This window comes from Neobacillus piezotolerans (assembly GCF_003362805.1).
In the GTDB taxonomy this organism is placed as follows: Bacteria; Bacillota; Bacilli; order Bacillales; family Cytobacillaceae; genus Bacillus_D; species Bacillus_D piezotolerans.
The window spans coordinates 128,921-154,433 of sequence record NZ_QNQT01000003.1 but is presented as its reverse complement, the minus strand read 5'-3'; the positions used below and the strand labels follow the sequence as shown (position 1 = coordinate 154,433).

At 44.9% G+C, this 25,513-nt stretch carries 22 protein-coding genes, 1 pseudogene and 2 riboswitches; of the genes and pseudogenes, 15 read left to right on the top strand and 8 right to left on the bottom strand.

Going from position 1 to position 25,513, the window contains the following annotated elements:
- The first annotated feature begins 58 nt into the window (after nt 1–58).
- A complete protein-coding gene (locus DRW41_RS09815; RefSeq protein ID WP_181884489.1) occupies nt 59–1,297 on the top strand; it encodes a GTPase family protein in 1,239 nt (412 codons plus the stop codon).
- Between the two features lie 360 nt (nt 1,298–1,657).
- Nucleotides 1,658–2,143, top strand: a complete 486-nt coding sequence (locus DRW41_RS09810; RefSeq protein WP_115451812.1) for a GyrI-like domain-containing protein — start codon at nt 1,658–1,660, stop codon at nt 2,141–2,143.
- A gap of 240 nt (nt 2,144–2,383) precedes the next feature.
- On the opposite strand, the gene DRW41_RS09805 is transcribed toward DRW41_RS09810, so the two are convergent.
- Together DRW41_RS09805 and DRW41_RS09800 are read right to left on the bottom strand one after the other, a co-directional pair.
- Complete coding sequence (locus DRW41_RS09805; RefSeq protein ID WP_115451811.1) at nt 2,384–3,049, bottom strand: NAD(P)H-dependent oxidoreductase; 666 nt, start codon at nt 3,047–3,049, stop codon at nt 2,384–2,386.
- 40 nt (nt 3,050–3,089) lie between these two features.
- Entirely contained in the window at nt 3,090–3,551 is a 462-nt protein-coding gene (locus DRW41_RS09800) for an Rrf2 family transcriptional regulator (protein WP_115452055.1), read from the bottom strand.
- Between the two features lie 377 nt (nt 3,552–3,928).
- Here DRW41_RS09800 and DRW41_RS09795 point away from each other — a divergent pair, with 377 nt between their 5' ends.
- The 4 genes from DRW41_RS09795 (at nt 3,929) to DRW41_RS09780 (ending at nt 6,736) form a co-directional block, all read left to right on the top strand.
- Nucleotides 3,929–4,504, top strand: a complete 576-nt coding sequence (locus tag DRW41_RS09795; protein ID WP_181884488.1) for an NUDIX hydrolase — start codon at nt 3,929–3,931, stop codon at nt 4,502–4,504.
- A 282-nt stretch (nt 4,505–4,786) separates the two neighbouring features.
- The gene (locus tag DRW41_RS09790; protein ID WP_115451809.1) at nt 4,787–5,236 is read left to right on the top strand and encodes a YhfM domain-containing protein; all 450 of its coding nucleotides are present in this window, start codon (nt 4,787–4,789) and stop codon (nt 5,234–5,236) included.
- A 63-nt stretch (nt 5,237–5,299) separates the two neighbouring features.
- A complete protein-coding gene (locus tag DRW41_RS09785) occupies nt 5,300–5,908 on the top strand; it encodes a nucleotidyltransferase family protein (protein WP_115451808.1) in 609 nt (202 codons plus the stop codon).
- A gap of 108 nt (nt 5,909–6,016) precedes the next feature.
- Nucleotides 6,017–6,736 (top strand): hypothetical protein, encoded by a 720-nt coding sequence (locus DRW41_RS09780; protein ID WP_115451807.1) that lies wholly within the window; start codon nt 6,017–6,019, stop codon nt 6,734–6,736.
- Between the two features lie 111 nt (nt 6,737–6,847).
- Here the strand turns inward: DRW41_RS09780 and DRW41_RS09775 are convergent, their stop codons facing one another.
- On the bottom strand, nt 6,848–7,066 hold the full coding sequence (locus tag DRW41_RS09775) for a hypothetical protein (RefSeq protein WP_245959399.1): 219 nt from the start codon (nt 7,064–7,066) through the stop codon (nt 6,848–6,850).
- A gap of 180 nt (nt 7,067–7,246) precedes the next feature.
- On the opposite strand from DRW41_RS09775, the gene DRW41_RS09770 reads away from it, so the two are divergent.
- Nucleotides 7,247–8,104 (top strand): DUF6544 family protein, encoded by an 858-nt coding sequence (locus DRW41_RS09770; protein ID WP_115451805.1) that lies wholly within the window; start codon nt 7,247–7,249, stop codon nt 8,102–8,104.
- A 75-nt stretch (nt 8,105–8,179) separates the two neighbouring features.
- On the opposite strand, the gene DRW41_RS09765 is transcribed toward DRW41_RS09770, so the two are convergent.
- The 5 genes and pseudogenes from DRW41_RS09765 to DRW41_RS09745 all read right to left on the bottom strand — a co-directional run bounded on the left by DRW41_RS09765 (nt 8,180) and on the right by DRW41_RS09745 (nt 13,128).
- Nucleotides 8,180–8,962 carry an alpha/beta fold hydrolase gene (locus tag DRW41_RS09765; protein WP_115451804.1) on the bottom strand — a complete coding sequence of 261 codons (783 nt, stop codon included), beginning with the start codon at nt 8,960–8,962 and terminating at the stop codon, nt 8,180–8,182.
- Between the two features lie 313 nt (nt 8,963–9,275).
- Nucleotides 9,276–10,490: a M20 family metallopeptidase gene (locus tag DRW41_RS09760; protein WP_115451803.1), complete on the bottom strand. Its 1,215-nt coding sequence runs from the start codon at nt 10,488–10,490 to the stop codon at nt 9,276–9,278.
- Between the two features lie 113 nt (nt 10,491–10,603).
- Nucleotides 10,604–11,437: a MetQ/NlpA family ABC transporter substrate-binding protein gene (locus DRW41_RS09755; RefSeq protein ID WP_115451802.1), complete on the bottom strand. Its 834-nt coding sequence runs from the start codon at nt 11,435–11,437 to the stop codon at nt 10,604–10,606.
- 17 nt (nt 11,438–11,454) lie between these two features.
- Nucleotides 11,455–12,105: a methionine ABC transporter permease gene (locus DRW41_RS09750; protein ID WP_115451801.1), complete on the bottom strand. Its 651-nt coding sequence runs from the start codon at nt 12,103–12,105 to the stop codon at nt 11,455–11,457.
- A pseudogene (locus DRW41_RS09745) lies at nt 12,095–13,128 on the bottom strand (methionine ABC transporter ATP-binding protein). Before DRW41_RS09745 ends, DRW41_RS09750 begins: the two are co-directional and overlap by 11 nt.
- A 167-nt stretch (nt 13,129–13,295) precedes the next feature.
- Nucleotides 13,296–13,400, bottom strand: a riboswitch (SAM riboswitch).
- 80 nt (nt 13,401–13,480) lie between these two features.
- Nucleotides 13,481–13,578: riboswitch (SAM riboswitch) on the bottom strand.
- Between the two features lie 231 nt (nt 13,579–13,809).
- On the opposite strand from DRW41_RS09745, the gene DRW41_RS09740 reads away from it, so the two are divergent.
- The 8 genes from DRW41_RS09740 (at nt 13,810) to galE (ending at nt 25,504) form a co-directional block, all read left to right on the top strand.
- Complete coding sequence (locus DRW41_RS09740; RefSeq protein ID WP_115451800.1) at nt 13,810–15,162, top strand: UDP-glucose dehydrogenase family protein; 1,353 nt, start codon at nt 13,810–13,812, stop codon at nt 15,160–15,162.
- A 372-nt stretch (nt 15,163–15,534) separates the two neighbouring features.
- Nucleotides 15,535–16,905 carry an NERD domain-containing protein kinase family protein gene (locus DRW41_RS09735; protein WP_115451799.1) on the top strand — a complete coding sequence of 457 codons (1,371 nt, stop codon included), beginning with the start codon at nt 15,535–15,537 and terminating at the stop codon, nt 16,903–16,905.
- Nucleotides 16,905–17,735: a serine/threonine protein kinase gene (locus DRW41_RS09730; protein WP_115451798.1), complete on the top strand. Its 831-nt coding sequence runs from the start codon at nt 16,905–16,907 to the stop codon at nt 17,733–17,735. The genes DRW41_RS09735 and DRW41_RS09730 overlap by 1 nt, the downstream gene beginning before the upstream one ends.
- Nucleotides 17,732–20,554 carry a DEAD/DEAH box helicase gene (locus DRW41_RS09725; protein ID WP_115451797.1) on the top strand — a complete coding sequence of 941 codons (2,823 nt, stop codon included), beginning with the start codon at nt 17,732–17,734 and terminating at the stop codon, nt 20,552–20,554. Before DRW41_RS09730 ends, DRW41_RS09725 begins: the two co-directional genes overlap by 4 nt.
- Nucleotides 20,536–21,765 (top strand): hypothetical protein, encoded by a 1,230-nt coding sequence (locus DRW41_RS09720; RefSeq protein WP_115451796.1) that lies wholly within the window; start codon nt 20,536–20,538, stop codon nt 21,763–21,765. Before DRW41_RS09725 ends, DRW41_RS09720 begins: the two co-directional genes overlap by 19 nt.
- A 506-nt stretch (nt 21,766–22,271) precedes the next feature.
- A complete protein-coding gene (locus tag DRW41_RS09715) occupies nt 22,272–23,261 on the top strand; it encodes a LacI family DNA-binding transcriptional regulator (protein ID WP_115452054.1) in 990 nt (329 codons plus the stop codon).
- A gap of 66 nt (nt 23,262–23,327) precedes the next feature.
- Nucleotides 23,328–24,515, top strand: a complete 1,188-nt coding sequence (locus tag DRW41_RS09710) for a galactokinase (protein WP_115451795.1) — start codon at nt 23,328–23,330, stop codon at nt 24,513–24,515.
- The gene (gene galE / locus DRW41_RS09705; protein ID WP_115451794.1) at nt 24,515–25,504 is read left to right on the top strand and encodes a UDP-glucose 4-epimerase GalE; all 990 of its coding nucleotides are present in this window, start codon (nt 24,515–24,517) and stop codon (nt 25,502–25,504) included. Before DRW41_RS09710 ends, galE begins: the two co-directional genes overlap by 1 nt.
- Nucleotides 25,505–25,513 lie beyond the last annotated feature (9 nt).

The following is a 25,513-nucleotide window of genomic DNA, read 5'->3' as shown; positions in this document are numbered from 1 at the left end:
GAAACATTTTTCATATAAAAACGTAAATAATAAGAGTTATAGCCAGGAGGGGTTGCTGATGGACAAAGGGAAGGATGAACGGGTTAAACAATTAGATGATTTGATCAAGTCGATTTACGACGGCCTGGTGGAATCCAAGCTTCCGGAGGTTTTGAAGAAAAAGATCCGTGGGGAGCTCGAGCAGCTGAAATTATTCACATTGGATGCACGGCCGGCCAGGATTGCGATCGTAGGGCGCAGGGGCGCGGGAAAATCGAGCCTGATTAACGCGATTTTTGGCGAGATGCGGGCTGAAATCGGCGATGTGAAGGCGAGAACCGGGATGGGGAAGTGGCATACGTACGAATCAGAAGCAGGGAACCTTGAAATCCTTGATACACGCGGTTTGGGAGAAGCGGACCGCCCCGAAGAGGAATTTTCCCATGCCACCGCGATGGAGGAAGTTCAGGCGTCGATTCGGGAAAAGTGCCCCGATGCGATTCTTTTTTTAAGCAAAGCGAAGGAAGTTAGTTCGCGAATTGATGAGGACATTAAACAGCTTGCCGAGCTGCGAAAAATGATTGAGGCAGAGCATGAATACTCGATTCCGGTTATCGGCGTCGTCACCCAAGTAGACGAGCTTAGCCCAAAGTCGGTTGACAAACCGCCGTTTGACCATGAAGTGAAGCAGAAGAACATTGCCGAGGCGGTCGAGGTGCTGTCCGTGAAGCTTGAGGAAGGGGTTTCCGCGCCTGTTAAAGTGATTCCGGTCAGTTCCTACATGGAATTCGAAGGTGGTGAGATAGTCTACGACGTCCGCTGGAACGTGGATGCGCTGCTTGATTACCTGATTGAACAGCTGCCCAATGAGGCGCAAATGATTCTCGCGAAATTGTCGAAGATTAAATCGATCCAAAAAAAGCTGGCCAGGAGGATTGGGAAAAGCGTCGCGGGAATAACCGGCGCCATCGGGATGAGCCCAATCCCGGGACCTGATATCCCAGTTATTACAGGGCTGCAGATGGCGATGGTGACGTCAATAGGGCTGATTGGCGGTAAGAGGCTCGATAAAAAAGGCGTCGCCGAGTTTGCCAGCGCCCTTGGCGTGAATGCTGCGGCGGGACTCGTTTTCCGTCAGGTTGCCCGCCAGCTTTTGAAAATCATCCCGGTTGCCGGAAATGTTATCTCAGGGGCTGTCGCGACAGCCGGCACTTACGCACTTTGCGAAGCGGCCATCGCCTACTTCATCGATGAAAGCCCGCTCGAAAATGTCAGAAACATCTACAAAACGATTTTTGAACAAAGGAAAAAGGAGTAAGAATGCCCCAATAGGCAGCCGATTAATAAAGGGTTCCGTTTTGAGGTGTTTTATTCAAAAATGACATTATAACTGACGTGTGAATTCGCACACGTCAGTTTTCATATTTATTAAGGTTTTTAACTTATTTCATCGTTTTGATATAGCAATTGACATTAAAATTTATAATGGACAATAAGTATTGTAAGTTTAAAATGTAGTGCCATAATAACTGACAATTTCAATGTCACTTGGGATGCCAGCAATATCTTTTTCTTCTTTAACTACCGGGGCAGTTTAGTGAAAGAAGGTAATTTACCCATAGATAGCGAAAACTGTTAAAAAGGAATTTATGACGCTAGGAGAAAGGGAGGGAATAAATTGAGTTATGAAATTATAACGTTACCGGCCTATCGGACAGTAGGATTAAAATGGGAGGGAACATTCTCTGAAATTGTACCGAATTTAAAAAACGTCATTCAACAAGTTGAAGACCGTGCCGATGAGTTAGAGAATAAGGTGAATCCTAATGTTCAATTAGGTCTATCTTATCATGTAATTGAGAATGGATTCGCACATTATGCAGTGTATGAAGTGAATGAGGAGCAGGAAATTCCTGATGGGATGATTGAAAAATGGGTTCCTGAATGGACGTATGTAAAGACGACACATAATAAAGGAGAAGATATACAAAAGACCTATACGGATTTACATCAATGGTTATTTGATAGTGACTATACCGCATTTAGAGAAGCTGGTATAGATTACTATGATCCTTATATGCCGATTAAACATGAACATTATCCAGTTGATCGTGATGTGAATGATCCGCATTTTGATATTTATATACCGATTGTAAAAAAATAAAGTTTTCTTATTCAACAAACGGGGGCTTTAGTTTAATAAAAAATGGTCAAACTTTATTATAAAAAATTGATATTTACTCAAACAGAAAACCGATCTATTTTTCAAATTGTGTAATAAAGCTACATGCAGTGATTGCAACGGAAGATATAGAAAAAAACTGATTATTTATAAAAAAATAAGATTAAGGTAACACCAAAAGGGAGTTACCTTAATCTTTAGCTATCTTTTTATATTGATTCTTTATACAAATTCTATAATATCATTTAAATTTCTTCTAGTTTTAGCGCGTTTTGGATCTTCCTTTCTATAGCCAAAAGCTACCATTACCGATGGCTTCCAATTTTCACCTTTTATTAAATTTTCTTCTTTTAGGATATTTTCCACTTCATCATAATTAAAGCCTTCCATTGGACAGGAATCTATTCCAATAAGAGCAGCAGATGTCATCATGTTAGCCATAGCAATATAACTTTGTTTAGAAGACCAATCGTATAATGCTCGTTCGTTGTTTATGGTTTCACGGGCTTCTTGCGTATCTTTTAGAGCATTAGATACAAACTCCATAATTTCATCTGGCATCTTTTGAACGTTTTTCATATGTTCAAAAATATATTCAGAGTCATATCTAACATCTGTACGACTTAGTATAATTATAAAATGACTTGCGGTATCAAGTTGACTTACAGCACCCAAAGAAACTTCTTTTAGTCGTTCCCTTATTTCAGGATTTTGCACAATTAAAAATTTCCAGGGTTCAAAACCTAATGAGCTTGGAGATAACCTTCCCGCTTCAAGTATATAGTTAAAATCCTCTTCTGAAATTTTTTTGCTGTTATCGAAATGTTTAGTTGCATGTCTAAACTGTAAAGCATTAATTACTTGTTCTTTTACTAGATCTGTATTCATGATTATTTTCTCCATTCTATGGTTAATTCTGGTTGTTGGTTTATTGGACTAAATTTTGATTTACCCAATTTTGCAATTCTTTTTCTTTATGCAACTCTGTAAATAGAGAGGATATAGTCTCACTTTTTAAGACTGTTATCCAAGAAGTTTCCGCTCTTTCCATTAAGTCACTTAGCACACATGCTTCTTTGTCCTTCTTATGAACCATTTCACCTAAAACATTATTGGAATAGTACAATGCTTGCTGTCCCTCAATTGCTAGGAAAATATCATATATCCTTATTTCACTAGGGGTCTTTTTTAGTTTAAATCCCCCTTTTTTACCAGGAACTGAAGTAATTAGATCAGAATCTGCAAGCTTCCTTAATATTTTTTTAAAATAAGTAGGTGAAGCTCCAATCTGGTTACTTATTGCTTCGCCTGGTAAAACGGACTTAGCAGGTAACATACTAAGTAAACAAATGGCATATACACTTTGTTCGAATCCATTTTTAATTTGTATAATAATCACCACTTTTCTATAATGAATAAAATCAGATAAACAGGATAATGATTATCTTGTTTATCTGATTTTATAAAACAATAATAAAAAAGTAAAGAAAAAAGTACGGAAATAAAAAAAGTAATTGGCTTTTTTACAAATTATATCGTTATTCAACCTGTCTTTTATGACCCAAAATTAGAAACAGCAGCAACCTTGGAACGAAAGATTAATTCCTAGATTACCACTGTTGTTATTTTTCTTGTTCCACAAACATGGCATTACGTTGAAAAAAAGGATATATATTTTAAATGAAGAATTTAAAATTAGTATTACTTTTAAAGGGAAGTAAGGTTTTTCAATTGAGATAAATTTATGAGTTTCTTAGAGGTGATTATTTGGATATAAAACAAGTTTTTTCTTATTATCCTCATCTAGAGATACATAGCGAGATTACTAAATTTAAATTCTGCCCTTGTTGCGGAACAAAATATAATACTAAAAATTCATTGAAATGTATTGAATGTGGTTATGTTTTCTATCGAAATCCATCTCCTGCTGTGGTCGTATTTATCGAGAAAGATAACAAGGTATTACTCGGTCAACGAAGTGGGAGATATGGGTATAACAAATGGGGCTTACCAGGAGGATTCATTGAAATCAATGAAGATTTCCTTACAGCTGCACATCGTGAGGTAAAAGAAGAGACCAATCTCAATATAGAAATCAGTTCTATACTTAATGTAGTTACAAATTTCATATCACCTAGCTTACATACAATTGTAATCGTGATATTAGCTAAAGTAACATCAGGAGATATGAAACCAAATGATGATTTAAAGGACTTAAAATGGTATTGTCTGGATGGGGAGATGCCAGATATGGCATTTGAATCTGAGAAATACATAATAGATCATATAGAAAACTTAAAGAAAAGTACCATTCCAATAGATAATGACTATAACAAAATATAATTGGTTTATAACGCTGAATTTGTGAAGAAATGCACTTAAGCTAAGGGTGCTTTAGTTTAATAAGAACGGATAATTTACAACAAAGAAAACTCGCCATTTTTTGGGGCGAGTTTTGCTTTTTTATATGCCATTTACGGTGTCAAAAGGGCTGTCATTTCGGTGCATTTTTTTAGAAAAGCACCTCAAAACGGAACCCTTTAGCCGATTAATGGCTGCCTTTTTTCTGGCCGCGAGCGAAACGAAATTAAAATGCTTTCGTCAAGTTATGTAGGAGGCGTTTACATGGCCAAGTTGCTAAAAAGCATTATTAGTATTATTGCGGTTTTAACCCTGCTGTCCTGCTCAACTAATGCGGGTTCCGGGGGAAATTCCGTGCAAAAGTTACACGGTGACGAAAAAAATACGTTTACAATTGAAAATTCCATGCAAACAACCAAAAGGGAAATCTCCGTGCGAATGCTAACTGGGGACCAAAAAATTACATTTACAGATGAGTATTCCATCAAAACGATTGAGAGGGCAATCAATGGCGCAAATCGCATACCGGGGATAGTAGACGTGGTTTTTCCGGATTTCCGGGTGATTGCCGGCGAAGAAATCTATGATTTATGGCTCCGGGAAGTTTCGGGGTCAATCATGAATTTGAAGGATACGCACACGGTCTATACCTTAACGCCGGCGTCAGCCAAAGAACTCTATGAATTGCTGGAACCGATAATCGATAAACAGTAAACTTTGAAAAATCCACTGGCTTCTGTAAAACTCAAGTTAACAGAGGAAAGGAGTGGAATCTAATTGAGCGGTGCCAACAAGCATGAAATCCACACGGAAGCAGAATTGGAACAAAAGCTAATCGAAATCGTTGAGCGTAACAACTGGCTGCAGGAGGCTTTTGGCGCGGCCAATCATCTTCTTGATGAGTACTACATTGGAGCTGGGGCGGTAAACCAGGCCGTCTGGAATGAGATTTCAGGATTTCCTCCACAGCACGGCATCGGCGACATGGACATTGTTTATTTTAACGATGGCGATTTGACCGAGGAAGGCGAAAAGTCCATCGAAATGAAGCTACAAAGCATGCTGCACGCTTTTCCTTTTAAAATTGACGTCAAGAACGAGGCGAGGGTCCATTTGTGGTATGAAAAAAAATTCGGTTATGCAATCCAGCCCTACACTTCGCTAGAGGCGGCAATCGACACATGGCCGACAACGGCGACCGCAATCGGCATTCGAAAAGATGAAAAAGGCACCTACAGGGTTTATGCACCTTATGGGCTCGGCGATATGTTTGGGATGATTGTCAGGGCGAATAAGGTACAAATTACGAAGGCAATTTATGAAGCAAAGGCGGTAAAGTGGAAAGGCAGGTGGCCAACATTAACCGTGATTCCGTGGGAAGGCTGAATGCATACATATGATTCACGCTGTACTTAAACATTAAAGCGGATATTCACCTATTGCATGTTTTGAGAAAAGGAAGGGGCAAAACTTTTAAAAACGGCGGAGAAAGTTATGAAGAAATACTTGCCAATCATGTTTTTAATACTCCTATTATTAGTTTCTTGCCAATCCATAGTGAGTAACTCAATGCCTGGAAATGGAGAAGAAGGGAATTTTGACACAAACTATCTAAATAATTCAAAAGAGGATAGCCTTAAAGCAAATCAGAAAAAAGACTTATATCTTCAAATTGGACTACCAGGCGAAAAGCTTCTAAACATTTCTGTTGATAAGGTTCCGGTATTAAATTCGTACTTAGAGCAATTTGAGGATAAAAAGAACGAATTAAATCGGATGCAAGGTAAATATTTGTTTACATACAATCAAAAGGACTATATCCTCTTGAATTACAGTTGTGGAACGAAACTTTGTAATCACCTTCTATTAGAACATAATGAAGGGAAATTACAATCATTGGAGATGGCGGAATTAAGTTTTATGCAAGATTCAAAGCTAAATAATAACTATATAGCCTTTCTTTTTGGCAAAAGTGAAGGCGCGGATGTCCTAAGAAATCAAGTCATTATAGTTGATCTGAAAAGGTTTCAGGAAATTTTTCCTCCGGATGATTTAAAAATATTATGTTCATTTGAATTTCCGATTCAGAAGATAGAGTGGAATGATGGCGCTTTAATAGCAAATGTTGCAAACATAACTGACAGTACATATGAAGGTTTAAAAGAATGGAATATGAAAAAAACCACTCAACAATTAAAATGGAAAATTCAGTAAACGGAAGGGAACCAGAAACTAGACTCCCTTTGATTTGATCATTAAAAATAACATCTAAATAGAGAAGAGCCATAAAATCTAAAAATCCCTCCGGAATAGGAGGGATTTTTATCATGCATACGCAATGCCAGCGCGCTTGACGTTGTTGATGTCACTTGAACTGCAAGGCGTCACCGCGTAGGTCATTTCGCATTTCGGGCAATTCATGATGACTGTTTTCAGTTTGAATACCTCGCCGCACACACAGTGGATTTCATGCTCAACCGAAGGCGAATGCCCTGCTTTTCCTTTTTCCTTTACGTGATCAACAACCGCTTTGCCATCTTCCATACTTGAACATCCGCAGCACATCACACAACACTCCTTGTCCCTACTGTTTCCCTTACCGTAGCACAACCCAGGAAAAACACATATGCCAAATATCACAACCCCTATGACTTTTGTCGCTTAGGAAAAGTTTTCGGTTTGTTATGATAATTCTGAATGGTTTTATTGAAGGAGGGGTATCACATGCAAAAGTGGAAATTGGTTTCGCTGGCTGTCGCAGCAATTATCCTCTTGGCGATCATTGTACTCCCAAGAATCGCAAAAATAATTTTTATAAAACAGGCGGAAGAAAGCGCAAGCAGTTTACTGAAAAATAGTAATGTGGAGGGCTCCAAACCGATTGATCGAAATGACCTACAAGGCCTTCCATCACCGGTTCAAAAATGGCTGTTAAACTCAAATGCGGTAGGGAAGGAGCGAATTACAACAGTCCGCTTAAAGCAGGAGGGGCAAATGAGGACGAAAAAAGATGGGCCATGGATGCCCATCAAAGCGGACCAGTACTATACCGTGGATGAACCCGGGTTTGTCTGGATTGCAGACGTCAGGATGGCTCCCTTTGTTCATCTGTCTGGAATTGATACTTTTAAGTCTGGTAAAGGAAGCATGAAAATCAAACTCTTTTCCCTCATACCGGTTGTGAATGCGAATGCAGCCGAGATTGATTCTGGTACCCTGATGCGCTATTTAGCCGAAATACCGTGGTTTCCTAGCGCTGCCCTTGATCCTAATATTAAATGGGAAGGCATTGATAACTATTCTGCAAAAGCGACAATCGGATATAAAGGGATTACCGTATCCGGAATTTTTACATTCACGAAAAATGGGGACATTGAGAGCTTTAAAGGGAAGCGCTACAGGGAAATGAATGGCAAGTACGAACTGAACGACTGGGGCGGACGATATAAAGGGGCTAAAGAGTTTGATGGGTGGAGAATCCCCGAAAAAGCGACTGTCATCTGGTTTGAAGAAGATGGGGAATTTAATTGGTATGAGGCTCGTCTCAGTGAGATTGAATATAACAAACCCGAAATCTATTAAGTGAAGGAACACCAAATCATTCACTTTGATGTTCATAATCACACAAAAATAGAAGAAACCTAACTTGGGTTTCCTCTATTTTTTTATCGCTGCAACGCCTTCAGGTATAGAGCCTTCCTGTATCCACTTTTCTACCATTTGGTTAAAAAAATCAGGATTCACAAATGATATCCCGTGGCCAACGTTAGATATCATTATCCCGGTACAATTTGAATTACTTGAAACAATATCTGATGCTGACTTTTTCATTACTGATTTTTCCTTTTCACCAACAGTAACTAATATCTTGCCAGTTGCTTTGTTAAAACCGTTAGGTATTTCAAATGACATATTTTCCTCTAGTATTCTAATAAGGGTATCAGATTTCATTTGAGAACTTTCCTTGTAATATGTTTCAAAGTATTCATCATCAATATAGAGTGTTTTGGCTTGAAGTTTTGAAAAGGATTTATTTTTAACTAATGGGAAAAATAATTTTATAGACGGTCCTATCATTTTTTTAAAAAAAGAATTGTGCCTTACCAATGCACTGTTTATAATCGCATAATGAATCAAATTCGGATTAATACTTAACATTTGGATAGCTACTTGGGCACCTAAAGAGAATCCAATAACAATTACCTTTTTACCGTCTGCTATTTTTTCTATTAAATCATTTACTTTTTCCGCACTTAGCCGAATTGAAAAGTTTTCGGTGTTTTTACTTTCCCCTTGTTCTGGTAAATCTATTGTAATGCAATGATAGTTACTGAAGTATTGAATCTGTTTTTCCCACATCCAACTACTAACCCCGCCTCCGTGTAAAAACACCATTAATGGAGCGTTCTTATCCCCATACTCTTGATAACTTAAACTCAATCAATTCACTTCCTTCAGATCTTGAATAGTTTTATAACTGGGCTGGGCGATTAAGTGATTCATACTCTTGTTCCTTTTTCGTATTTCGCAATTTAATAAGTTGCTAACGCTGACTTTGGCAAACGCCCAAACTATTTGTTCTAAAATTAATTATCTCAATAGTTCAGACAGGCATCAAATATCAACTTTAGCAAAAAAAGGCGAAGCGATGGGATGGACAAATTCGGAGGCTCATTCAATGATTTTGGTGGGGTAAAGTCCCGGCTTCATGCACAAAAAAAGCAGGGGAGAGTTCCCCTGCCTTTTACTAATCCTATCTAGCTTCAGCCACTTTCCGTTCAACAAACTCTTCCTTAATTGCAGCAAGCACTTCCGCATCGGTTACAAGCTTCAAAGCTGTAAGTGCCAGCCCCTTGGCCCCCGTGATCAACGCTTCATCGCCTTTTGGCGAAGCGGCTGCCTCGCGGAATGGAACAGTGTGGGCAACGAGGTCATCTGGACCGATTTTGATGTACGGATGGATGGTCGGCACCACCTGGCTGATATTGCCGGCATCGGTTGATCCGAGTCCGGGGCGGTCACCCTCAGCAACCGTTTCCCCAAGCTCCTGTATGACTTCCTTGAACACTGCATCGTACGTCTTATTTAATAGAAGATTATCGACTTCATTTTGAAAGGCGATGACGTTCAGCCTTGCCCCAGTGGCAAGAGCGGCGCCTTCCGCGACAGCTTTTACCCGGCGTGTGACTTCATTCAGGCCGGATCGAGTTGCGGCACGGATGTAGAAGCGCGCTTTCGCGTATTCCGGAATGATGTTTGGGGCATCGCCGCCGTGGGTGATAATCCCGTGTATGCGCACATCATCGGTCAGCTGCTGGCGAAGCGCATTAATTCCATTGAACAACTGGATGATAGCGTCAAGCGCGTTAATCCCTTCATGCGGTGCCGCGGCAGCATGGGCGGGTTTTCCAAAAAACTCGAAATCCAGCGGGTCCACGGCGAGGGAAGTAGAAGTTGGCCTCGTTTCGCCTGAAGGGTGGATCATCAGCGCGGCATCGATTCCTTCGACAAGGCCATGCTTGACAAAACTGCCTTTCGCGCTGCCGTTAGGGCCGCCTTCTTCGGCGGGAGTACCGAACACAACCGCTTCGCCACCCGTTTCCTCAATCACCTTGCTTAGAGCTATGGCCGCCGCGACACTTGTTGTGCCAATGATGTTGTGGCCGCATGCGTGGCCAAGCCCAGGCAAAGCGTCGTACTCGGCTAGGAACGCAATCGAAGGCCCTGGCTTTGATGACTTTTTACGCGCGACAAAGGAGGTTTCATGGCCGGCGACCGCTTTTTCCACTTCAAAGCCCTCGTCCTCCAAAAGCTTGATATGTTGGGCGGAGGCGAAAAACTCCTGATTGCCGATTTCCGGGCGAGCATGGATTGCCTGGCTGGTCGCAATGTAGAGGTCGCGCTTTTCCTCGATGTTTTCAATGATTGCATTTTTCAACTCGGTTATGGATTGTGCCGGTGCTGCCATTTTACCTTCCTCCTTTGAATTTTTTTAAATAGGGGAGGGGAAGGGCTGGTCCTTTCCCTCTGATGTTCCTAAAATTGATCTTCAAATGTCCGCGTTTTAGCGAAATGATTCACTTACCAGCCGATGTTGCTGAGTGGGACGAAGGTTGGGATGGAGTTGCCTTTGTATTCTTTTTCGATGAATTCTTTTACGTCGTCTTGCTGATAAAGTTCAGCAAGTCTTTTTAGGGTTTTGTTGTCTTTGTCTTCTTCACGGACCGCGATGATGTTGATATATGGAGTCGCGGTTTCGCTTTCGAGGAAGATTGCGTCTTCCCTTGGCGTCAGGCCAGCGTCAACGGCTATACCGTTATTGACGATTGAAGCGGCAACGTCCGGCATTACTCTTGGCGTATGGCCCGCAGTCATCGTAATGAATTCAAGGTTCTTTGGATTTTCAACGATTTTATCAAGGGATCCGATGCCGTTAAAACCTTCTTCAAGTTTAATCAACCCGGCTTCCTGGAGAAGGGCAAGCCCTCTTCCCATATTGGTTGCTTCGTTGTCCAGGGCGATTTTGCCGCCTTTCGGAATATCTTTTACATCTTTATATTTGTCGGAATAGAGGCCCATCGGCGCGATTTGCGTTGTAGCAATTGGCACAAGGTCAAGGTTATGTTCTTTGATGAACGCATTGAAATAAGAAACGGTCTGGAAAGAGTTGGCATCCAATTCGCCTTCCGCTAAGGCCAGGTTTGGCTGGACATAGTCCGAGAAAGTAAGGATTTCCACTTCAATTCCTTCCTTCTTCGCCTTTTCCGCCACGTAATCCCATACACGGTGATCCGTGCCGCTTACCCCAAGTTTCACTTTAACTGTTTTTTCTCCCTTCGCGGATGAAGAATCTGAGCATGCCGCGCTGAACACTGCAAGTACAAGGACAAGGATTGCTAATACTAGTTTTTTCATTGGTGAATTCCTCCTGTTTATCGTCTTCTGATTTTCTTTGCTGCTATATTTCCTGCTGATTGCAAGCCCTGGACCATCACAATCAATATTCCGACTGTAATCAGCATCGTTTTCGTATCAAACCTCTGGTAGCCGTATGTAATCGCCAGGTCGCCAAGGCCGCCGCCGCCAATCGCGCCCGCCATCGCAGATGCCCCGATCAGACCGATTGTCGCAATCGTGAAGGCGAGGATGAGGGAGCTTAATGCTTCCGGCAAAATAAACCTGAACACAATTTGCCAAGGCGTCGCACCCATCGCCTGGGCCGCTTCAATAACCCCGGGGTCGACTTCAAGAAGCGAATTCTCTACTAACCTTGCAATATATGGACCGGCGTAGAAAACGAGCGGTACAATCGCCGCAGCCGTTCCGATCGACGTACCGACTATGAATCTCGTAATCGGAATGATTGCCACGAGCAAAATGATGAATGGAATCGAGCGCAAAACGTTGATTGTGCCATTAAGAACATTAAAGACGGGTGCATTCTCAAGCAAATGCCCTTTTCGTGTCACAACAAGGGCGATTCCAAGCGGGATGCCGAGCGCTGCCGAGAACACAAGCGAACATCCCACCATCTGCAGAGTTTCGATAAGGGCTTCAATGATTTGGTCCGAATTAACTAGCATGTGCTTTCACTTCCTTTATGTTGACATTCTGCTGGTGAATATAGTTAAGGGCGCGGAGGATTTCCTTCTCGCTTCCCTGGAACTCGACGATCAGGTTGCCGAACGGCGTCCCCTGCAGCTCGGTAATATTCCCGAACAGCACATTCACATCAAGGTCGAACTTTTTCGCAAGCTGGGACAGAAGCGGCTGTCCGGCCGACTCGCCCACAAAATTAATTCGGAACACTTTTTGAAGGCCTGCATGCTCCTCGATCAGCTTTTTGACTGAATCCGGAATGCGGTCGTTCATGACCGAGCTCACAAAATTCCTTGCTGTCTCCGTTTTGGCGCCGAGAATACATCAAATACGGAACCCTGTTCGATGATTTTTCCTGCCTCGATAACTGCCACACGGTCGCAAATTTCCCTGATGACCGACATCTCATGCGTGATAATCAGGATCGTGATGTTATACTCTTTGTTTATTTTTTTCAAAAGCTGAAGGATCGAGCTCGTCGTCTGCGGATCAAGCGCCGAAGTCGCCTCGTCGCAAAGCAGGATCGACGGCTGCGTCGCCAAAGCGCGCGCAATCCCAATCCGCTGCTTCTGCCCGCCGGATAGCTGGTCCGGATAACTGTCCGCCTTATCCGCAAGCCCAACAAACTCAAGCAGCTCATAAACCCGTTCCCTAATCTTATTACTCGGCGTATTCGCAAGTACAAGCGGCATCGCCACATTCGCAAACACCGTCTTCGAATTCAGGAGATTGAAATGCTGGAAGACCATCCCGATATTCCGTTTGACCTCCCGCACTTCTTTTGCCGAAAGCGAAGTAAGGTCGTTCCCATCGACAATCACCTTCCCCGAAGTCGGCCGCTCAAGCAAATTCACACAGCGGATCAGCGAACTCTTACCCGCACCGCTGAAGCCAATCACCCCGAAAATCTCCCCCGTATTCACCTTCAAATCAATTCCGTCAAGCGCGGCAACCTGATTCCCGCCGCCCTCGCCGTAAACCTTACGTACCTGCTGAAACTCAATCATCTGCCTGCCTCCTTGTCCTTTATTTTTGGGGAAAAAATGCTTTGCGCCCACGCACCAAGCGGACTTCCCACCCAGTCTTCCCACGCACCCCCGTTTTTCGAAAATGAAAAAGCCCTCTTCCATGGAAATAGAAGAGGGCACACTTGCACATAGGCAAACAAGGTCTCTTCTTATCTCCCAAGCTCTCGCTTGCTGGAATTGGCACAGAGCTCCAAACGGAGTCCGCTGCCGAGGCGTCGTAGGGCCAGTCCCTCAACCTCTCTCGATAAGAATAATCGTATAGGGTGATGTTTTTAGGAAAATAAAAAGCCCCCTTCAAACAGAAGAGGACAGAATTAATCAAGTTCGCCTCTTCTCATCTATCAAGCATCGCTTGCTGGAATTGGCATAGACAAAAAGTCCGCTGCCGAGGTGTCATAGGGCCAGTCCCTCAACCTCTCTTGATAAGAAGGTACACATATTCGCTTTTCAAAATCCTGTGTCCTACTCTAAACCCAAAAAGCAAAAAAGTCAAACACTTTGTAAAAATTTAATTTTTCTGCAATACCTTTTTTAAAAAAACGTGCTACATCCCGGAAGTATCTTCTGCCCGTATTTAAATGCGCCAGGGTTGTTTTTAGTAATCGGCAGATGTAGGATTTACTTTGACAGCAAGCAAAAAAAGTAAGGGCGGGTCCATCTATGTACAAGATAGCGGTAGCGGGAACAGGGTACATTGGCCTGGTGGCGGGCGTATGTTTCGCCGAAGTGGGCCACATGGTCACGTGCGTTGATATAGACGAAACAAAGATAAACACATTAAAGGCAGGAGTATGCCCGATTTTCGAAACAGGCCTTCAAGAATTATTCCGCAAAAATACCGAGGCCGGGCGAATCGCCTTCACGACCGATTTCCGAGAGGCCTACAGGGAAGCGGATGCGATTTTCATTGGAGTCGGCACGCCCGAGCAACCGGATGGCTCCGCCGATTTATCGGCCATCGCCCAAGTGGCGAGGCAAATCGCCGAGTCACTCGAAAAGGAGTGCCTCGTTGTTGTGAAATCGACCGTCCCGGTGGGCACGAACGATAAGGTCGAACAGTTCATCCACGACTTTCTCGTAAACGATGTAAAGGTCGAGGTTGCCTCGAATCCGGAGTTTTTGTCCCAGGGGTCTGCCGTCCACGATACGCTCTACGCCCGGCGGATTATTATTGGGACTGAAAGCGAATGGGCAGAGGAAAGGCTGAGGGAAATTTACGAGCCGTTCCAGTTGCCGATCGTTTCCGTCAGCAGGAGATCGGCTGAAATGATCAAATATGCGGCGAATGACTTCCTCGCCTTGAAAATATCCTACATGAACGATATCGCGAACCTTTGTGAATTGGTCGGCGCCGACATAGAGGACGTTGCAGAAGGAATGAGCTACGATGAACGGATCGGAAGCAAGTTCCTGAGCGCGGGGATTGGATTTGGCGGCTCGTGTTTCCCAAAGGACACAAAGGCGCTCGATTACATGGCGCGCCAGCATGGGTACGAGCTCAGGACCGTAAAGGCCGCAATCGAAGTCAATAACGAGCAAAAGACGCTCCTGTTTAAAAAAGCGAGCAGAAGGCTGATCACCTTCAATGGATTGAAAGCCGCGGTGCTTGGATTGACATTTAAACCAGGAACCGATGACATCAGGGAAGCTGCTTCCGTGGCAAACATTCCGCTCCTGCTCGATCAAGGCGCCCGTGTCCATGCGTACGACCCTGCGGGACAAAGTAATTTCTCGGCGCTTTTTCCCGAAGGCAAATACGGAAAAGGCACCCTCACGTACGCCCCATCCATCGAAGAGGTGCTAGAAGGAGCGAACGTTTGCTTCATCTTCACCGAATGGAACGAAATCAAACAAATACAGCCTCAAACCTACAAACAACTGATGAGGACTCCGCTCATTTTCGACGGCCGCAACACCCAATCACCTGAAAAAATGCAAGCCGCCGGGCTCGAATACCACTCAATCGGAAGAGGCGCCATGCGGGCAGCGCCACAAGTTAATCCCGAGTATTAATGGAGAAACCGCGGGGAAAAGGGAGTACCCACAGGCATGAGGAAAAGTAAAACCATCTTAAAAAGCTTACAAATTCATATTTGAATTGTACTGCACCCCAAAAGTTAGAGTGAAATCTAGCTTTTGGGGTGTATTTTTATGGTTCATCAAAGGGCAGGTTGTAAATTATGGAATGTTTTTCCTCTTATATTATTATTTAAACATTTTTAGGAATAAAGCACATTTTACCGACCTTTATAACTGCTTGGTTTATTCTCCCCTCAAGCCGATTCCCCTTAATGAAAAGATGATCTTACTTTCAAGAAAATAAAGGAAATTTGGTGGTAATTGTCGAAATAGGAAATATATAGTTAAGTGTTTGGAGGGTTGAGAATGGAATCAAAAGTTGTTTTTGGCGGAGTTCCAAAAGAGAATGAGAAGCGCGCCATCCAGGAGCTGAAAAAGAAACTGCCGCGGGAAAACCATATAATCATTGTCGGCGCCCTCGTTCCGAAGGATGGATACATAAAGGATCAGGAAATGGATGTTATCCTGATTTGCCCGAAAGGAATTTTTAACATAGAAATGAAGTCGTATCGGGGAACGATTATTACCCCGATCAGCAATATGAGCACAAAGCTTGTGACAAGAACCATAACAGGTGAGCAGAAAACGATTGATAATCCGATCATCCAGGCCGCATCACAGTCGCGGACACTACATTCATTTGTCAATCGGAAGGCGCAAAGGCGCTTGGGAAAACGGGTATCGGTCCGTCCCGTTATTTTATTTACAAGCCCAAGGAACGAACTTACATACGAAATTGACCAGGGCGGGACGAATGAAGTCATCCACCATCTCGATACAATTTCGAAGGTCTGGATGGAGGGCCAGCCGGAATTAACGCCGAATGACATCACGATCGTGTACGAGTCGTTGGGCATTCGCGAGGTGAAATTTACCGGGCAATCGCTCAATATCGATGTAGACGGCTATGTGACGAAGCGCCTGCTGTTTGAACAATCCAATTACAAAGTGTATGAAGCGGTCGACGAATTTGACCAAAAGTATTTCCTGAAGGTCCATGAAATCAACCCCGCGCTCCTTAAGGAAGATCAGGAGCTGTTTCTGACCATCACAAAACGGGATACGAAAGTCCGGGCAAAGCTCAGGGACAACCCTTATGTCCTTTACTATCACGCGAGCCCATTCACTTATGGCGATTACATTTGCTCAACAACCCAGTGGGTCGGCCATACATCATTCTTTACCATGATAAAAAAAGCCCGTCCGCTCGATGAAAAAATGGACCTCCTAAAGGAATTGTTCAAAGCGCTTCGATCGATCCACAGCCAGGGAGTTTTCCACCGTGATTTAACGCCGCGGAATATCCTTTATACAGATGACAAGAAACTAAAAATCATCAATTTCGATTACTCGCGTATTGTGGGCGAGCCGACCGTCGGAGCAGGGATCCCTTTTGATGAAAAAAATGCCTATGCTGCGCCGGAAACAAATGTTGAGGAACGAAAGGCGGATATCGACTTCCATACCGACTTTTACTCGTTTGGGATTATCGCCTATGAGTTCCTGTCGGGCAAGTATCCGTATAAATCCGACATCGACCTGAAGCACGACACGCTCGACAAGCTTGTTCCGGGCGTATCCGAAGAGTTTGCCTTTGCGGTGGAAAGCCTGATCAGCATCAGCCAAAAAGACCGGGATTTCGGGTGGGAATTTTTAGAGGATCTTTGGGGGCTATAATGTTCAATCCAAACTTCTACGACAGGTATGATATTTTAGATCCAATCCCCGGCACAGAGAAAGAAACCGAGTTTTACGAGTCGTCCCTGTCGTTCGGAAAACACCGCCAAACAGGAGAGGAAGTCGTCATCAAACAGATTTTCCTGATCGACCCTGCCGATATGAAAAACAGTAAGAAAAAGATCGCCATTGAAAATATGTTTCAGGAAGAAATCCGGATTATGCGGAATCTCCTCCAGCTTGATTGCACGGCGAAAATAAGGGAATTCTTCATCGACGAATTCGAAGTCGTTTTCGCGATGGAAAAAGCAGGCGGCTCCTCCGTGAGCGAGCTCATTTTTTCGGATGAGGCCACACTCGGACAGCGGATCAAAATTGCCGCGAATATCGCCAAGGCGTACAGCGGCATCCACCGACTCGGGATTATCCACCGGGATTTGTCGGACAATAATATCTTTGTGGATGAAGAAGGAAACGTCAAAATCATCGACTTTGGCCTATCCTTCCAACGCGTTGGTGTGCTGATAAAGGCGGGAACTGATGTCTTTCCGCCGCCGGAAGCTACCACACTTCACCACAGGCCTTCCCCAGCCTATGATATTTTTTCATTCGGCGTCCTGCTCTACTTATTGGTTTACCGGAAACGCCCGTTTGAAAAAGGGGAAATTTTGCAAAAAGGGACTGTCATCCTTGAATTTCCTGAACCACCCGATGTCACGATTGGCCTGAAGGAGCTGATGGCTGATTGCATGCAATTTTTTCCGGAAAAACGGCCGAAGTCAATGCTTGAGGTCGCAAGAAGGCTTGAAAGAGTGGTGATGGAAATATGAGCGGCATAATCGGGGATACACTTTCAGGCAGGACGATACAGGCGGCAGGGGTGATTAATTTCCAGGTTTCCGCGAATGAAGCGGGGAATGTTCCCCTAATCATCAAGCAAATAAAGGAAAGTGAATGGCTGTGGGCGGAATTCCGCGGCGAGGAAAACGTTCAGCTCCATACGAAGGATCACAAGCTTCTGTGCAAAAAATATGACAGCCCATCCCATGGCAATGCCGCATTCAGGGTCAATGGGGTTAAAAAGCGCAACGCTGCGGATCGCACCCGGATGGTCCGCTACGGAATCAGGCTTATTTTGCTGGAACAGCCCTTTGTATTTTCAGGGGAAAACTTCAATATGCAAAAAAACAGGCAAGCCGCTTTCGTGTTTGCCGACCTTCACAAACTCTCGCTCAAGTTCGGCCAGCTCCAGCAGGAATCCCGCGAGGATCATTCCGAAAAAAGGCGGCGAAAGCAGGCCGAAGAGGAATGGGCTTCCCAACTGATTCAGATGGTCAATAAGCAGGAAGATACCGATTTCGCTGAAACGAAAAAGAAGTATTTCTACTACAGCCGGTTTACAGAAGCGATTTCCTCACAGATAAAAGGCGTGTCTTATTCTTTTAAAGTAGTTATCGACGACAAATATGCCTACAATGACTTGGCCATTTCCCCTGAGCCGTTCCCGCTGACGTATGAGGGGCTGATTGTCGGGAAGGTGACGCGTTCGGATGAAAATGAAACGATTCTGTCGTTTGCACACAGCGTTGATTACGGGAAAATTCCTGAGAAGGGTTACTTGCTCGTTGTCCCAAACAATACAACCTACCGTGTCCAAAAAAGGACTGTCCAGGAACTTATCGATGGGCAGAGTGTGAATGAAAAGCTATTGAACTATCTTGTCCATAAGGAGTTTGAAAGCTATCACGCGCCAGCCGCCGAACAACGGAAAGCGGCCGAGTTATTGCCAAAGCAGGAGGAGGCGGTAGAAAAGGCGGCCGCGACAAATGATTTCCTCCTCGTCCAGGGGCCTCCCGGGACAGGAAAAACGACCATCATTGTCGAAATGGTCCGCCGCCTGATTGGAAAAGGGGAGCGGGTGTTAATCAGCTCGAAGAACAATCTTGCCGTTGACAATGTGCTTGAGCAATTAATTGAGGATGGCATTGATTGCGTCCGGATTGGCCGCGAGGAGAAGGTGAAGGTTGCCAAGGTAAAGGATGTCCTCCTTGACCGGGTCGCCGTAAAGCTTCAGGAAAATATGATCAGCCGCTGTGCGGAAGACCAGAAACACCTTCAGTCGGAACGCACCCGCGCCGAGGAGTTCAACCGCCTGCTTCAGGCAGTGTCCGCCGATGTCAGCCGTTTTCAGGCGGTTCACCGCCAGGCAGCGGAATCCCGGGAAGACCTTCGGAAGTTGGAAAGAAAGGCGAAGTGGAAGCTGCTGCATTTATTCGGGCCATTAGCCGCACTCAGGAAAACGCAGGAACTTCTGCCTTTTTTAAAAATAAATACTGACAGCATCCATTCGAAAGCTGTATCGAAACTAAAAGCGGCTCTTTCCGGTAATCGGGTTTATCAGGAGCTGCTTGGAAAGCTTGCCGGGGAAGAAAAGCAGGAAAGCGCGTACCTTGTGATGCTTAAGGTGAAATTGGAAGGTTACCTCGAACCCGAAAAGGTCCCCGGGCTTGCGGAAGAAGAACAGTGGCTTCGGTTACAGCAAACTGCGGCCAACAATGTGGCCACTTTTCAAAAGCAAACATCGATTTCGGCTGATTGGATTGATGAACTCCAGGAGAGGCAGCAGTCGCTTTATCCTTTGCTCCTAAGAACAGTACCGGTCCTGGGGGCTACTTGCATCGGAATCGACACGTCCCCGGAATTCAGGGATACCGAGTTTGATACAGTAATAATTGATGAATCAGGCCAGATTACAATATTTGATGTGCTCGTGCCTATGGCGAGGGCGAAAAAGGTCATCCTGATTGGCGACCATATGCAGCTGCCGCCGGTCTCCGACTCCAATCTCGCAAAAGAATTCAGGGAAATGGAATTGCCAAGCGAATGGATTGAGAAAAGCCTGTTTGAAGAGCTTTATTACAATGCGCCAGATTCGCATAAGGTCATGCTCGATACGCAATTCAGGATGCATCCGCTTGTGGCTTCGTTCATATCCGATGAATTTTACAAAGGGGAGTACAAATCCGGGGTTACTCCGGAGCAGCGGACGATTGAGTGGAATCTGTATGAATCTCCGCTCGTCTTCATTGATACCGCCCGCTGTGATGAACGGTTCCAGCAGTGCATTCCGGATGAGGACCATCTCGTCTATTTTAATCAGCTTGAGGCGTACCTTGCAGTCCAGGAACTAATAAAAATCCTGAAATATGGCCGGAAGCCAGGGGAAATCGGCATAGTGGCCCCTTATAAAAAACAGAAGTTGATCATCGAGGGCCATTTGCCATCCATGCTAAAGGAGGCTGGGTTTTCCCCGGAGGATATCCGTGATATCGTTTCCGGGGTTGAAATCGACACGGTCGACAGCTTCCAAGGTCGCGGGAAGGAAATCATCCTGTTCAGTTTTACGAGGAGCAGCCCTGATTTTGAAATCGGGTTCCTCAGGGAGCTGCGGCGCCTGAATGTAACGATGACCCGCTGTAAATCGCTGCTCGTTTTGATAGGGGATATGGAAACGCTCGCGAACGCGAATGATAGGCGATCCGCCGCTTTATTTAAAAATCTCCGGCACTATATCCGCAAACACGGCCAGTATGTAGATGCGAAACTCCTTTTGAAGGAAGGTGAAACCCCTTGGCGGCAGCTCGTATAAAATCACCGCTCTCGATTATGCGGAACATAAAAAATCCGAGGCCGCTCCGCAGGCTGATCCAGCTTGACTATCCAATCTACAACCTTCCTGTCATCCTGAAAGAACGGATGAGCGAACCCTATGAAAGCCTGGAATGGTTCATTACCCGCTTTCTCCATGAAGGGAATGTGCATACACAGGAAGACCTAGCTGTAAGGCTCGGCCTTCCGGGAGGGTCGCGGATTCTTTCAGAAACGCTCACGCACCTGGAATCGATTGGCCATATCAGGAATGCGGAAGGGCGTTACAAAGTGTTGAAGAATGGCGCAGAATCGTTTGAAAAGCGGGAAAAGATTTATGAAGCGGAGTCCAGGAGGCTTCTTTATTTTGATGCCATTGCCCTGCAGCCGCTGCCGCGTGAATTTTACGAGGACCCCGCGAATGTTATTTTGCCTGCTGACAATAGGGATATGCTAAATAAGAGTTTTGTTTTCGATTTATGGAGCACCCTTGCGGACAATCCTGTTAAGGAATTGCTTCGTTATAACGGGAACGAGCGCTATTCGTTCAATTTGCCGCAGGAAATGATTGAAATCGAAATTAATAGGCAATTACTCAATGACAATGCTCCAGGTTTGAATGGCGAAATCCGGTTCATTCCATTGTTCATTTGTTTCTATGGGGAAGCAGGCGGATTTTTAACAGATACAGGGGTGAATGGCCGGGACGGGGCTGAAATTGAAGTATATATTGGCACAACCGGAAAACGTTCCCCGTATTTTGAGCATCTAATTAAGAGTAATCTGGTCAGAGTTTGGGCGATGATCCAGTCCGAGGAGCAACTGAACAAGGGGAAGCAATTGTCTTTTTCCGTCTTGGGGCTTAAACTCGAGGAATACTTGGAAATAGGCAGGGCGGAAATAGGCGCGACAGGAAATATCGCTTATCCTATAAGGCCGGAAGACATTGATAAATGGAGCGGGTCACCAGAATTTCAAAACCGGATTCTTCGCCACCTCACTTACACAAGGGAACTTCCGCTCCATGCGAATGAGCAGCTTGGCCCCATACTGGCGTTCCGCCTCGAGGATAAAAATACCTTAAACGAGCTGCTGGCCATTCTCAAGCGACAAAATGTGGCCTACTATAACAAACATGAATACAGCGATGCCTATATCCAAAAACAAAACGACCACCTCCACCAAACCTTTTCCACAACGTGGGAAAGGTAAAGCGCCTTTGGTGACTGGCCCCCTAAGAAGGACATTTTTTGTCCCTCTTAGGGCTTTTTTATTAAACACCAGCTTTTACTTGGATTCAAGAGAAGGTATCGTCGGCATGGAGTATTTAGTAAAATAATTCATTCAATCCCCGCTGCAATGTCCATTGTTTTGCTCTACCATTCGAACCGTTAACAGGAAACCAACGGTCTCATACGTGGGACAAGCCGAGGTGGAAGCTTTCAAAATAAGGGAAACCAACAAGATATAGCCTTCTTCAAAAAGTAAATGAATTTTAATAAAATTTTTAGTAAAATATTTAATTATTTTACTAATAAAGATAAAATGTAAATAGGCTATCATTGGAAAGCTAAAAAAATACAAATATTTCTATCTGCCATTGCTGAAAGAAATGAATCAATGTTCTTTGCGTTCAAGTTTGAAAGGGTTTTCTAATTCCCGGTATGTGTAAGCCTAGTCCGGGGAATGTACAGACCGATGAAAAGGAGGGATGCCGCCTGGCTACTATAAAGGATATCGCAGAAAAGGCAGGGGTATCAATCGCAACGGTGTCACGGGTTTTGAATTACGACCCGACACTTTCAGTCACGGATGAGACGAGAAAACGGATTGTGGAAGCGGCCGAAGAGCTGTCCTACAAAAAACGGTCCGCGAAAAAAACAGCCACGAAAAAAATCGCGATCATCCACTGGTATACCGAAAAAGAAGAAATGGAAGACCTTTATTACATGTCCATTCGGCTTGGCATTGAGCAGCGATGCCAGCAGCTCGACATTCAATTCGCAAATTATTTTTATGATGAATTAAAAGGAATAAAAAATGACCAGGTACAAGGAATTATCGCGATTGGTAAGTTCAGCCTTGAGCAGGTTGCAGAAATGGCGGGTGTCACAGACAATATTGTGTTTGCCGATTGCAGCCCAGATGATGACATGTACGACTCGGTCATCATCGATTTTGACAAAGCGTCAAAAAAAATTATTCATTACCTTTTTGAAAAGGGCCATGATTCAATCGGCTATATAGGCGGGCGGGAGGCTTACAAAGGAAGTTCCGTCGAAATTGCCGACCAAAGGGAAAAAAGTTTCCGGTCCTATATGACTGAAAAAGGGCATTTGGACGAGGATTTGATTTACATTGGTTCCTTTTCGGTCGCAAGCGGCTACAGCCTTATGAAACAGGCAATTAAAGAGCTTGGGGAAAGGCTGCCGACAGCTTTTTTCGCCGGGAACGATTTGATTGCAATCGGCTGCCTCCGCGCGCTCCATGAGGAAAACATCGCTGTGCCGGAGCGAGTGAACATCATAGGAATTAATGATATCAGCGTATCCAAATATGTTTTCCCGGCACTTTCGACGTTGAAGGTCCATACAGAGCTTATGGGGGAAACCGCCCTTGACACCCTTCTTGAACGGATTGATGGGCGAAGGGTAGCCAAGAAGATTTTCATCGGCACAGAATTAGTTATCCGGAACAGCAGCTTCTAAAGTGGAGCAGCCAGCAAATGGATGCTCTCAATGACTGTATTTCCTAAAAGTTAGGGGAATAGGACAATGAATCTACCACATTTAACGAAAGACTTCCGGGAACTTTTTTCCTACGAAGACATGGAAGGAATCCGCAGCTTTTTCTCGCCGGGCAGAATCAATTTGATTGGCGAGCATACTGATTATAACGGCGGCCGGGTTTTTCCATGCGCGATAACGTACGGGACTTATGGTGTTGCCAAAAAGCGGGATGACCGCCGCATCCGCCTTTTTTCTAAAAACTTCCTGGAAGCGGGGGTTATTGAATTCAGCCTGGATGAGCTTGACCACGACCCCGCACATACTTGGGGGAACTTTGCAAAGGGAATGATCCGCTATCTAATCGAAGCGGGCTGGGAAATCCCTGCGGGAATGGACATCTTGATTGAAGGAAATATTCCGAACGGCGCCGGGCTTTCGTCCTCGGCATCCCTGGAAATGCTTGTAGGCGTCATCGCAAATGAACTGTTCGAACTGGAAATCCCAAGAATCAGCCTAGTCCAAATTGGCAAGCAGGTCGAAAATGAATTCATCGGCGTCAACAGCGGAATCATGGACCAATTCGCTGTCGGGATGGGAAAAAAGGATTGCGGCATCCTTCTCGATTGTGAGACGCTTGAATACGAATACGCGCCGCTAAAACTGGACGGCTACAAAATTATCATCATGAATACAAATAAACGGCGCGAGCTTGCCGATTCCAAGTACAATGAACGGCGCAGCCAGTGTGAAAGCGCCCTTGCCTATCTGCAAAAGCAACTCAATATAAGGTCTCTTGGCGCGCTGTCGGAACAGCAATTCGATGCGAATATCGCGCTTATTCCGGATGGAATTTTACAAAAAAGGGCCAGGCACGCCGTATATGAAAATGAGCGAACGAAAAAAGCGCTTGCCGAACTGAAACAGGGGAACCTGGCGAGCTTCGGAAAATTGATGAACGAGTCGCACCTATCGCTTAAGGATGATTACGAAGTAACCGGAATTGAACTTGATACACTCGTTGAAGCGGCCTGGATGCAAAGCGGCACTCTTGGCGCTAGGATGACCGGCGCGGGATTCGGAGGCTGCGCAATCGCGCTTGTCGAGGCTGTCGCAGTTGAGTCGTTTATTGAAGAAGTCGGCAATGCTTACAAAGAAAAAATCGGTTACGAAGCAACCTTTTACGTCGCCCATATCGGTGATGGCACAAAGGAAATTACGGCGGAGGTGGAATAATGGGGATTTTGGTGCTTGGCGGCGCGGGCTATATAGGCTCCCATGCCGTCCATCAGCTGATTGACCAGGGATATGACGCGATTGTTGTGGACAATCTTCAGACTGGCCACGCGGAGGCAGTCCATCCGAAAGCGAAGTTTTACGAGGGAGACATCCGTGATAAGGAATTTTTACGCGGGGTTTTTGAAAAAGAAGAAATCGATGGTGTGCTGCATTTCGCCGCAAATTCGCTTGTCGGCGAATCGATGGAAAAGCCGCTTGAGTATTTTAATAACAATGTGTACGGAACCCAGGTACTGCTTGAAACGATGGTCGAATTCGGTGTGAAAAATATCGTCTTCTCCTCGACCGCGGCAACGTATGGCGAGCAGACGGTCATGCCGATTACGGAAGACTTGCCCGTGAACCCGACAAATGCCTATGGCGAAACAAAGCTGGCAATGGAAAAAATGATGAAATGGTGCGAGATTGCCTACGGGATGAACTATGTTTCGCTCCGTTATTTTAATGTGGCTGGAGCTAGGCAGTCCGGTGCAATTGGCGAAGATCACCAACCGGAAACCCATCTGATTCCGCTCATCCTTCAGGTTCCGCTTGGCCAGCGGGAGTTTATATCCATTTTCGGCGACGATTACGATACGGAGGACGGGACATGCATTCGCGACTATATCCACGTCGAAGACTTGATTGACGCACATATCCTTGCCCTCCGCTATTTGCAAAACGGCGGCGGCAGCGAAATAATCAATCTCGGCAGCGGACAGGGGTTCTCGGTTAAGGAAATGATTGAAGCCGCCCGGAAAGTGACCGGCCATAAGATACCGGCAAAGGTCGTTCCCCGCAGGAGCGGCGACCCGAGCAGGCTGATCGCATCTTCTGAAAAGGCAAAGAAGGTGCTGGGCTGGAATCCGGAACGGACATCGGTTGAACAAATCCTTGCAGATGCCTGGCAATGGCATCGGAATCACCCTGAAGGCTATAAAGGATAAGGGAGGGCT